This is a genomic window from Cryobacterium sp. MLB-32 (assembly GCF_000738085.1).
In the GTDB taxonomy this organism is placed as follows: domain Bacteria; phylum Actinomycetota; class Actinomycetes; order Actinomycetales; family Microbacteriaceae; genus Cryobacterium.
In genome coordinates this window covers 1-2125 of sequence record NZ_JPRS01000380.1, presented here as the reverse complement: position 1 = coordinate 2125, position 2125 = coordinate 1, and the positions used below count along the sequence as shown (strand labels likewise).

3 protein-coding genes are annotated in these 2125 nt (G+C 60.4%); all 3 read right to left on the bottom strand.

Annotation, left to right across the window (positions count from 1 at the left end):
* Positions 1 to 431: 431 nt before the first annotated feature.
* Complete coding sequence (locus JF66_RS18745; protein ID WP_035880386.1) at positions 432 to 899, bottom strand: GNAT family N-acetyltransferase; 468 nt, start codon at positions 897 to 899, stop codon at positions 432 to 434.
* Positions 900 to 1092: 193 nt separating this feature from the next.
* Positions 1093 to 1308, bottom strand: coding sequence for a PLD nuclease N-terminal domain-containing protein (locus JF66_RS18740; protein ID WP_035880385.1), 216 nt, complete (start codon positions 1306 to 1308; stop codon positions 1093 to 1095).
* Between the two features lie 264 nt (positions 1309 to 1572).
* On the bottom strand, positions 1573 to 2043 hold the full coding sequence (locus JF66_RS18735; RefSeq protein WP_035880384.1) for an N-acetyltransferase: 471 nt from the start codon (positions 2041 to 2043) through the stop codon (positions 1573 to 1575).
* Between the last annotated feature and the right edge of the window lie 82 nt (positions 2044 to 2125).

Genomic DNA, 2125 nt, shown 5'->3' with positions numbered 1-2125 from the left:
TCAACAGTCACGCACCACAGACGTAAATTTCGAAGAACCTGAGGAATGGGAAACCTCTGAAATTTCCCGCTGCAGTTTTCTCCGAGAATCGATCGCACCCTGACGGTCCAACACGTCTCATCGCCGCAGGACCGTGTAAAGCATCCGGCGCAGACGACTTCCCAGATGCCCGAAGTGGTGTTCACCAGCTCCCTTCCGACATCTCACTAAAGGTTCCGCTTGCGAGCTCCTCTGGACAAGAATTCTCATTTGGACAAACTCTGCACGCTCCTGCATTTCGATCGTTTGACAGCCGTTCTTCGTGCGCTCCTCGGCGGCACGGGCGCTCTCGTCAACGACGCGGTGCGGCGCAACACGGACGGAACGACCAGCATCCCGACTGAGCACCCTCGCGACCGGCTAACGCTCGACTCCCAGAGCGTCGCAACCCGTCAACGACCGGCGAAATCGGCGAACAAGACGCGCGGTGAGGCGGTGAACCCGGTGCGTTCGTAGAGGTGGATTGCCTCGGGGCTGGAGTGCACCGTGACGTGTTCGAGGCCCAGCTGTCGAGCTTTGTCCAGAACGGCCGTCATCATCGTGTCGCCGATGCCGACGTTTCGTTCCTCGGGGACGACGTACACGCACTGCACGTCTCCGGAAGCACGATCGGTGGCGCGCGGGCTGGGCACGCGGGGTAGCACCGCCAGCCAGGCCATGCCGACGACCACTCCGCTGCGCATCGCCACGACCCGGTGATGTGTCTGCTCATGCGCGGACGCGAAAGCCACTACGGACGCCACGAAGTCCTCCCGGCTCACGACCGGAACTCCGCCCCGCTCCACCACCCACCGCCAGCGCAATCCCGCGATTGCCTCCGTCTCGAGTGCTTTGGCTTCACGCACCACGATCTTCGTCATCTCGCCAGTCTGCCCGATCGCACAACAGATGGTTCACGATGTGGTTCGCAGGGATCGCTTCCGCGCGGCAATTTAGATAGCGACGAAGGCATCCCTTCTTCTGCGTCCCGCAGGGGGTTCCTCTCAAGGTGCAGTCCACGCAAGGCATCGTCGACATTTCCAAGAATCGATAGTCAGCACCACAAGGCCGGCGCTACTCGGGCTGAGGTCGTCTGCCGACAAGGAACCAGATCACAGGACCTGCGATGGGAGCGAAAAGCACAATGAGCACCCAAATGGCCCGAGCGGTCGAACTCAACGAAGGTGCGCGCCGAATTTGCACCAGGGCCACCACGAGAGCCACGAGCATCACCACTACAACGCCGCTCCACGCGATGTCGTAGAAAGCTGGAATAAGCGGATTGTTCATCGTCGTCCCCCGGTTCGACAGGCATCCTGTCTGCCAAGCTGATCAGCAGGGAGGAGCACTGTCAAATTTCCACTCCGCGAGGCCGTGGAACCCCGACTTCTCAAGTTCGTCCGCACGAGGTTCCGCTTACGGGCGTTTCTCTCGGGCCCTTACCCTGCCGCGACGCCAACCAGGAATAGCGAAGGACATCACCATCACGCCGAGGTTGACCAGTAGGAAGGCGGCAGTTGGAGTCGTGCGGCTCTCTGGTCTCTTTCGGCAGGCTCAGATGAGCTTCTTGAGCATCTTCACCGAAGTTGTTTCGTATCCAAGCGAGTTGTAGAGCCCCCGCGCACCGGTGTTGAATCCGAAGACGCTGAGGCCGAGAGACTGCGCACCGTGTGAGCGTGCGTATTCCTCGCCGAGGAGCATTGCCGATCTCCCGAAACCCTGACCACGCTGGTCAGCGTTGATGACAACGTCCCAGACCCACCACGCCCCTGGATCGGCGCTGACGTCCTGTCCGATCCACAGGTATCCCACTGCGGCACCCGCCTGGTTGATGACGTGAAAGACCTCATTGCCAGGGCTCGGAGCACCATCCGGGAACGAACGAGCCATGCTCTCGACCGCTATGCGTTGAGCTTCCTCATGCGATCCACCCTGGGTAACCAAATCACTGACGTATTCGGTGCAGCTGCGGTCCAACCACGACGGGAACTCGCTGGTGAGGATTCGCTGAAGGGTCACAGTCATCTCTCAATTCTTCCAGACAAGAATCAGCATCAGCGCCAGCCGAAGATGGCCCGAAGAGGGTTCGGCTTACGGCGATTGTTTG

Excerpts from the sequence above, each read along its gene's own strand:
- JF66_RS18745 (WP_035880386.1), bottom strand. The coding sequence starts at position 899 with ATGACGAAGATCGTGGTGCGTGAAGCCAAAGCACTCGAGACGGAGGCA.
- JF66_RS18740 (WP_035880385.1), bottom strand. The coding sequence starts at position 1,308 with ATGAACAATCCGCTTATTCCAGCTTTCTACGACATCGCGTGGAGCGGC.
- JF66_RS18735 (WP_035880384.1), bottom strand. The coding sequence starts at position 2,043 with ATGACTGTGACCCTTCAGCGAATCCTCACCAGCGAGTTCCCGTCGTGG.